The organism is Ochrobactrum sp. EDr1-4 (assembly GCF_049199085.1).
Lineage (GTDB): Bacteria > Pseudomonadota > Alphaproteobacteria > Rhizobiales > Rhizobiaceae > Brucella.
This window is the reverse complement of sequence record NZ_JBLZOF010000007.1, coordinates 189,249-198,143: the sequence shown is the minus strand read 5'-3', so window position 1 is coordinate 198,143 and position 8,895 is coordinate 189,249. Positions and strand designations below refer to the sequence as shown.

Genomic DNA, 8,895 nt, shown 5'->3' with positions numbered 1-8,895 from the left:
ACCAGGGCGCAAGCTTTCCGAAACAATCCGGGCTTTTAAATCAGCTGGCCACTGACGATGGCTGTCACGCTTACTCTGATCGCTTGAGAGAAACTCCATTCGAGGCTCCATGGAGAAACTCCGTTCTGTCCATTCGCTAACTCTCAATGACAGAGTGCAAAATCAAACAGAATGTGGGGCCAGAACACCGGTTACGGTTTATGGTATGCCTGTTTAAAAGTTTCGAGCTATGAAACCGGCAGATGGGACGTGTGTTAAGTGGCGACCTACGGTCGTGCGCTTTGCAGGCTGGCAGAGAAAATCATCGGCCCGCAGCGCCGGTATTTGGTTTAGGGTATCGGCAGCAATAGCAATCCGATGGAGCGTGGTTCAAGGCTTGACGTGCACAAAGATCATTCTGAGAATGATCGAAGGCCGCAAAAATATAACACTTAACGGGATAGTTGCGCTGCTGGCTAAAGACCGTAGCGTTCAGATTGTTCGAAGTGCTTTAAGTATTTGGCTTCTGGCTCGTTGCTTTAGATTTTAAATAAGGCAGCACATGCATTGGCGCAGGAGTGACGTGTCTTGATCAACCGACGTTATGATTGATTTGAACATAAGTTTGAGCCTGATCCTGGACGTCGCAAATTGTTTGATGGCAAGATGGAAAGCGAACAATCCAGTGAATCGAGTGCTTGCCCAACGGCCTGAATACGAAGATTTCGAGACTGCGGAGAGGCTCTTAACGCGGCGAAAGCTGCCATGCTGGCATTCCACATGGACACTGGCAACCAACTACATTCACCGTTACGCTTCGCATTTGAGGTATTCATCGCCCTATAGTCCATATCGCAATCCAATCGAAACTATATTGGATGAAGCAACTCACCCATAGCATTTTCAAATTATATGCCCTTTAGAAAAGGTTGCACAGATTACCGTCCAACGTGCGCTTTATTACTTCAACCGCACCTTTTAACTCTCTGATCGGTTTCGGTTTTGAGAAAAACCAGCCTTGAAAGTCATCACATTTCATATGACGCAATTTTATCAGTTGTTCTTTGGTTTCAATACCTTCGGCAACAACGCGTTTTCCCATCCTATGTGAAATATGGATTATGCCTTCGGCAATTGCCTGATCTGCGACAGATGTCTCAATATTCTGCACAAAGGAGCGATCGATTTTAATATGATCTATCGATATTGCTCGCAAATGAGACAGAGAGGCGTACCCGGTTCCAAAGTCATCGAATGCGACCTTGACACCAAACTCATGAAACTTCTTTAGCCCGTCATAAACATGTTCTCGATCTCGACTTAAAAGCATACGCTCCGTAATCTCGATACAAAAACGGGAAGCAGGCAGGCCAGTTAACCTCAAGAGTTCTATAAATCGTTTAATATAAACGTCTGATTTTAGGTCAGAATTCGTAATGTTTATAGCGATGAAGTCAGTTTCAATGCCAAGTGTTCGCAATTCGATTGCATCGAAAAATACTCTCTCAAGGACAAACTGACCGATTAGCTCAGAGGTTTGATCGTCTTCCAATGCGGCTTCAAAATGCTCCGGAGTGAGTATCTTTCCACTTGGATGGTTCCAGCGTAGCAAAGCCTCAAAAGAGATTTCTCTTTCAGCTAAAAGCGAGACAATGGGTTGATAGAACAATTCAAACTGCCCATTCGCTAATCCTATTTTCACCTCTTCTAACAGGGAAACACGCGCATTCAGATGAACCAGCAATTGCTTTTCAAAGACCGAGACTTGATTTCGCCCCGTTGACTTAGCACAATAAAGTGCAATGTCTGCCGCTTTAAACAAAGATGTCAGGTCTTGTCCGTCATCAGGGTAATGAGAGATACCTATGCTTGCACTACAATGCCTGGAATTAATACCACTTGTTGGGATAGCTCTTATTTTTTCCAGTAGGTTATTTAAAGTCGCAAGTGTCTCTTGTTGATTATCATTCGCGAAAACCAATCCAAACTCGTCTCCGCCCAAACGTGCCACAAATGTTGATTGCTCGAGACTTTCTCTCAGTGTTCTTGAAATTTTCTCCAATAAAATATCACCAGCGTTGTAGCCATATGAGTCATTTACATATTTGAACGAGTCGATATCCAACAATGCCAGCGTCAATTCTGACCTGTTTGCTTTGCAAACTACCAGTGCTTTATTCATATGCGCCTGAAAACTTCGCCTGTTGCCTAACCCGGTTAGCGCATCACTATTAGCGAGTTTATCCAGCTCAGTCTCATTGTTACGTAATTCGGCCTCAACCGCTTTTTGATGGGATATATCAAATCTAATCGCCGTATAGCTATCGATTTTCCCGTCAGTACTGCGATGGGGGACTATTGTGGTATCAACCCAGTAATGGCTGCCGTCTTTGGCTTTGTTGCAAATTTCGCCATGCCAGACATGGCCATTTCCGATCTGATGATACATATCTTTAAAGAATTTTAACTCATGGAAACCCGATTTGAGCAACCTATGGTTCTGGCCAACTAATTCATCCCGCCGATAGCCACTTATCTCACAAAATTTATTATTTACATATGTGATCGTGCCCTTAACGTCTGTTATGGCAACTATTGCGGCACTATCTAAAGCATAGCGGATAAAGGCCTCTTCACGCTTATAATCATCAAGGTTTGCTTCAGGAAGGGGTGACAAAAGAGACGGATATTCGACCAGAGTCTTGCAGCCAATATTTGAGGTATTCTTCATCTTTGCATTCCATCAAATTATGCAAAAGCCTTCATTTTTAAGCAAATCAATTTGCAGATGCCATATTAATAATATTATATATAGCTAATATAGTAAAATCATACAGAAATTATTATTTAAATATATTCATGCTTTGGGGGAATCTGTTTATTTATCTGTCGGCTCATTTAAAAGCTTATCTTTATGCCAGACACTGCCCTCGCCATTTGAAAAGATTGTTGGCATTTATTCTCACCATGTATACTCTATCGTGTCGATAGCAGCACCCTGCGGTGCTGCTATCGCTGTAGCGTTGTGAAGGTTAGTCAACCGTATATGCGATCACGGAATCTCCAGGAGTTGTTCCCAGAGAACCGTGGCCTCCAGCAGCAATAACGACATACTGCTTACCATCTTTACCACGATACGTCATAGGAGTTGCCTGCCCCCCGGCTGGGAGTTTATGGGACCACAGTGTTTCACCGGTTTTCATATCGTAACCGCGAATGATGTCATCAAGAGCTGCCCCAGTGAAGGCAATGCCACCAGCTGTAGTTAGTGTTCCACCATGTGCGAGCATACCCATTTCAAATGGTATAGGGAACTGAATACCGGCAATTTTCTGACCAGCCACCGTACCATTACGATATTTCCAAGCTGTCGTGCCGTCTGCGAGGTTGACCCCAACACGAACGCCCCACGGTGGAGTATTGCATGGTACGCCCAGGGCAGAACGCATGTGACTGATTGAGACAGCATAGGGTCCGCCGAGATTTTCGTTGCCCGGCTTGGATTCTCCACCTGCGTCGCCCGCATTTCCAAACATGCGTTTATCAGGTTCACCTTCAGGTCGTTTATAAAGCCGGTAAAGGTAAGGAAGGTACTGGGGTGTGGCAATAATCCATCCGTTGACAGGATCTACAGCCACCGAACCCCAGTTAAAGACACCGATATTTCCTGGCCATACAAGCGAAAGACCTTCTGTCTGCGGTGGAGTAAAAGGATTTCCGTCATAACGCGCCTGACGGTAGGTAATGCGACAGGCGATCTGATCAAATGGCGTTGTGCCCCACATGTCAGCTTCAGTTAATGGCGCTGGAGTGAAAGATAGGGCGGACATTGGTTGTGTCGGCGACAGCTTTTCATTTGGAATGTCTGTCTTTGTCGAAACATTCATTTCATGAACGGGCATGATTGGATCGCCAGTGCGACGATCTAAAACCCAGATGTTACCGATTTTTGTAGGGACGAGAATTGCAGGAACATCCTGCCCCTCATGCGGCAAGTTCAGCAACACAGGCTGTGAAGGAATATCGCGGTCCCAAAGGTCATGATGGGTTGTCTGAAAATTCCAAACCAAACGGCCCGTCCTGAGGTCGAGTGCGGCGAGCGAATCTACCATCTTCTGGTCTGCTTCAGACCTTGATACACCGACCTGGTCGGGTGATTTATTTCCGAATGGAACATAAACCAAGCCAAGCTTCTCATCTGCCGAAAGCTGCGTCCAGGCAACAGCCGAATTGGGCTCGTAAAGCTCGTCACTCGCGAGTGGTGCGGTTTCATCTGGCTTACCCGCATCAAACTTCCAAACGATATCGCCAGTGCGTACATCATAAGCGCGAATAACACCTGACGGGTTATTCTCGTAATAATTATCGGCGATGGCGCTCCCAAGAATAATCAAATCAGCAGTTACCAGCGGTGCAGAGGTTTGCTGATAAGTTGCGCGTTCCATGTTTGGCATCTGCGCTTTAAGATCGACATAACCATTATCGCCAAAGCTTGTGCACAATTCACCATTGTCGGCGTTCAAAACATAAAGGCGTGCATCGACGGAAGAAGCAATGATGCGGCGCGGGCATTGCAAAATTGCAGCCTTTATTGCTTCGGCTTTTACAGGATCAGTATCTGCGGGAACGACATACTCTGATGAATCATTATAAGAAACGCCACGGCATGTCTGATGCTGGTATTGGTTGTCGCGTTGCATCTTCGGATCAAAGGACCAGGCCAGCTTGCCTGTTTCCGGCTCCAATGCCTGTACGATATTATGTGGCGTACAGAAATACAGAAGACCATTCACTTTAATTGGGGTCGCTTCAAAAGTGTATTCTTTTGAATCGACGGCATCACCTTCACGCAGATCACCTGTGTGATGCTCCCACGCGACTTTCAGTTTTCCGACATTGTCACTATTGATATCTTTTAGCGACGAATAACGCTGACCAAGGTTCGTTCCACCATAAGCAACCCAGTCATTTGCTGGATAAGGGACGCCACTTGGATCAATACTCGCCTCTTTAGCACCAGCGACAGTTTGCAATGTCCCCTGTTTTTCGATGGGATCGATAAACCATGCAACAAGCGCCATCGCTACAACCAGACCCACGACAGAACGTAAAATAAAAGGGCCATTCGCAAGGCCGGGCGACCAAAGCTTTACAGGCTTGTCACGAAGGCCGCGCACAATAAAGGGCAACGAAAGTAGCAGGCCTAAGAATATAATGAGCGCACCACGTGGTATCCACTGCCACTTGTCCATCCCGACTTCATAAAGTGTCCATATGAAGGTCACAACAAGTGTTAGTGCGTAGAATACAAGCCCATTCTGACGTAGCCGAAAAAGCTGCACTCCTGAAATCAAAAGCCCTAAAGCCATAATGACATAGAAAAAACTGCCGCCAATAATTGCCAGCTGCGCACCATAATATAAAATGGCAGCGCCTAATAAAGCAGTTATTAAACCGCCTATACGAGTTAACATGAAACTCACTCCAATTCGCCTGAACACTGATCCAGGCATCAATCATAACGTGGTTTAATGCTATAGGCAGAACGGTCACAAATTTTTGATTATTTATTAGAATATCAAAAAATAGCTATCTGACTGGATATTACACCAAAATACGCTCGCCAACATTAACCTTTTAACCTGTGAATTGAGCACAAAAGTATTTCTGTGCAGTGGCCCTATCGCCCCCGATAAACAAAGGGTGGTGGCTCAGCAAGGCTATCCGCTTCAGCTTGCTCTGCCAGCAGTTGACGCAACGGAGAGCGAATACAGACAGGGTCGGTTGCAGAAGCATCGCCCGCAAGCGCCATCGCCTGACAGCGGCAACCACCAAAATCTATCGCCTTGCGATCACAACTGCGGCAGAGTTCCGGCATCCAGCTATCACCGCGAAAAGCGTTAAATGCCTGCCCCTCATACCAGATCGTTTCGAGGTCTTTGTCGCGCACATTGTCAAATTGCAGTGTCGGGATTGTTTCTGCGGCATGGCACGGTAATGCTTTACCCGAAGGCGTAATGTTCAGACCTGTGCGCGCCCAGCCACCCATACAGGCCTTTGGATAAGATGCATGATGATCTGCGCCAACATAGTCGATGACAATGATCCCTTCGAGACGTTTCCGCGCGCTTTCAACAAATGCATTTGCTTTCAGAAATTGCTCTTTTGTCGGCATCAAAGCTTTACGGTTTTTGTCGGCCCAGCCATGAAACTGAACCGTCGCAATCTCGATGCGTCGCGCCCCGAGCTTAACTGCAAGATCCAGCATTTCATCCATCTGGTCCATGTTCTGCTTATGACAGACGGCATTGACCGTGAGGGGAATGCCAGCCGCATGAGTCCATTCGGCAACGACAATTTTGCGTTGATAGCCACCCTTATATCCGCCAACACGGTCGGCCCGTTCAGGTGTCGATCCCTGAATTGAAAGTTGCAAATGGTCGAGGCCTGCATCGGATAGTTCTGTAATACGCTTTTCCGTAAGGCCAATGCCGGATGTAATAAGATTGGTGTAAAGACCGGCTTTAGCGGCAGCCGCCGTCAGTTCCACAAGATCGCGACGTGCCGCAGGCTCTCCACCTGAAAGGTGCAAATGTAATACGCCTAAAGCCGCCGCTTGCTGGAAGGCTTTAATCCATTCCTCGGTAGAAAGCTCAGTTTTAACACCTTCAAGCTCAAGAGGATTTGAGCAATATGGGCAGGCAAGCGGGCAGCGGTGTGTCAACTCCGCAAGCATAGCGATGGGAGCAGGAATACGAATACGTCCCCCATTCCATTCGCTTGTCGGCCTGACACTTACATGCTCGTTCAAGACTTCAGCTCCAGCATCCTGCGTTTTGAAAACTCATCCACAAAAGCAATAACGTCACTGAGGATCTGATCCTTGGGCGCTTCAAATTTAACCGCAAATTCACCGGCGATTTCATCCAGCGTGCGCTCACCATCAAGCGCATTCACGATCATCACCGCAATTTCATCCAAAGCCAGCGCGCGCTCAGGTGCCAATAACACATTCTGAGCGCGTACCGGATCCTGGCGCAAACGCACGCCCCGGGCGAGCTTGGCTATTGTACCACCCGATACGATAACGGCTGTGGGTTCTGTCATTGTGCCGCTCCCTCAACTTCCAGCTTGCGCGCTGGCTGGTCGAGTTGGCCAATGACACCTTCTCGCCCATCCCAACCACCGGGGGGCAACAAGGCTGGCGCTACATATGCCTGATGCAGAGCATCCAGCTGTGCCCAGAGCACATCGGTCTTAAAAGTCAGCGCTGCGGCAGCCGCGTCCTGCTTTTCTTTCGTGTCAGCATGATTGAGCACATAGTTCAGACCGAAAGCCACATCGACGGGCGCTTCATCCAGACGTTTACGAAAATAGGAAAGAGCCTGCTCGTTAGCGAAAGCATAATGTTCAATCAAACCAGCGATGCGGTTTTTATGAATGGCAGGGGCGAAGAGTTCAGTCAGCGAGGCTGCGACCGCATCCAGCATCGGCATATCGCGCACAAAACGTACATATGCATCGCAGGCAAAACGCGTGCCGGGAAGAACACCACGATTTGAGGCGACATAATCCGGATCAAGACCCACAGCCTCCGCGAGCTTCAGCCAGCGTCGAATACCGCCACCCTCTTCTACACCACCATCATGGTCTTCAATGCGCTTGCGCCATGCGCGCCGTATCGACACGTCTTCGCAGCGGGATATAAAAGCAGCGTCCTTTAACGGGATACGGCTCTGATAATAGAAACGGTTGATGACCCAGGCACGAACCTGCGTGATGTTGCACCGTCCGCCATGCAGCATATCGTGAAAAGGGTGCTTGTCGTGATAGCGGGCATCACCGATTGCACGCAAGCGTGCTTCGAAATCAGTTTTGTTTTGAGCTTCAGTCAAGATCAATCTCCATGCCGTCAAAGGCAACGGCCATTCCAGCTGCCTCTACGGTTGCGCGCTCTGGTCCCGACAGCCAGATCGGGTTGGTATTGTTGATATGGACATAAACCACCTGAGCAATGTTGAGAGCAGACAACCGTGCCAGACTGCCATCTGGCCCGGAAATCGACATATGCCCCATACGTTGCCCAGTTTTGAGACCGGTTCCGACCGTAATCATTTCGTCATCAGTGAACAATGTGCCATCAAAAAACACAAGGTCGGCACCGCGAATGCGCTCTGCCAGCCAATCGGGTAGTGCCGCACATCCGGGGATATAATATGCGCGTTTGGTGCCTGCGATAAATTCAATGCCGATAGTTTGCTCGCCCTCGACGCCGAGTTCCAGCTCGCCCTCTTCCTGAAAAAGTGCAACCTTTCCCGGCACAGCAAAAATGCGCGCTGTCAGTCCTTCGAGCGGTGTAAACTCTTCATCAAGCTGAAAAGTTTTTCGCTCTACGAAGTCAGGATCAAGCACTTTAAAAACCGGGTTTTCGCTCAGGACTTTCTGAATAGCGGATGTTGCCAGCAACCGGAAGGGTTGCTTCTCACGTACCGTTAGCAATCCGCCAATATGGTCCACATCAGCATTGGTAATAACGATGCTTTTGACAGGGCTATCACGTAAGGCTCTCGGATGCAGTGCCTTGGTTTGTATCAACTGCTGCCGAATATCGGGCGACGCATTGAACACTGCCCAGTTTTCGCCATCGACGCTTACAGCAAGTGATGATTGCGTTTGTGGAGTTACCCCTGATCTGGGATCGCGTGCGGCAGCGCAATTGGCACAATTGCAATTCCATTGTGGAAGGCCACCACCTGCGGCGGCGCCGAGCACGAGAAAACGCAGGCTGCTCACGAAATCTAATTCCTTGTCCGAGTTGTCATATACATGTCGGAATAACTCGGTCGCGCCGATGCGCGATAACTCAAAATGTTGATGGCAACCGTAACCCGCAACCAATGTGACGCGGACGATTGC

General features: G+C 48.2%; 6 protein-coding genes. All 6 read right to left on the bottom strand.

The window, feature by feature from the left end; all coding sequences use genetic code 11:
* Positions 1-898: 898 nt before the first annotated feature.
* The 6 genes from ACOZHT_RS19305 to pqqB all read right to left on the bottom strand — a co-directional run bounded on the left by ACOZHT_RS19305 (position 899) and on the right by pqqB (position 8,772).
* Positions 899-2,710: a putative bifunctional diguanylate cyclase/phosphodiesterase gene (locus tag ACOZHT_RS19305; protein WP_421566286.1), complete on the bottom strand. Its 1,812-nt coding sequence runs from the start codon at positions 2,708-2,710 to the stop codon at positions 899-901.
* A 301-nt stretch (positions 2,711-3,011) separates the two neighbouring features.
* A complete protein-coding gene (locus ACOZHT_RS19300) occupies positions 3,012-5,453 on the bottom strand; it encodes a membrane-bound PQQ-dependent dehydrogenase, glucose/quinate/shikimate family (protein ID WP_421566285.1) in 2,442 nt (813 codons plus the stop codon).
* Positions 5,454-5,659: 206 nt separating this feature from the next.
* Entirely contained in the window at positions 5,660-6,790 is a 1,131-nt protein-coding gene (gene pqqE / locus ACOZHT_RS19295) for a pyrroloquinoline quinone biosynthesis protein PqqE (protein WP_421566284.1), read from the bottom strand.
* Complete coding sequence (pqqD, locus tag ACOZHT_RS19290; protein ID WP_339511905.1) at positions 6,787-7,086, bottom strand: pyrroloquinoline quinone biosynthesis peptide chaperone PqqD; 300 nt, start codon at positions 7,084-7,086, stop codon at positions 6,787-6,789. The genes pqqE and pqqD overlap by 4 nt, the downstream gene beginning before the upstream one ends.
* Positions 7,083-7,874: a pyrroloquinoline-quinone synthase PqqC gene (gene pqqC, locus ACOZHT_RS19285; protein ID WP_421566283.1), complete on the bottom strand. Its 792-nt coding sequence runs from the start codon at positions 7,872-7,874 to the stop codon at positions 7,083-7,085. Before pqqC ends, pqqD begins: the two co-directional genes overlap by 4 nt.
* Positions 7,867-8,772 (bottom strand): pyrroloquinoline quinone biosynthesis protein PqqB, encoded by a 906-nt coding sequence (gene pqqB, locus ACOZHT_RS19280; RefSeq protein WP_421566282.1) that lies wholly within the window; start codon positions 8,770-8,772, stop codon positions 7,867-7,869. Before pqqB ends, pqqC begins: the two co-directional genes overlap by 8 nt.
* Between the last annotated feature and the right edge of the window lie 123 nt (positions 8,773-8,895).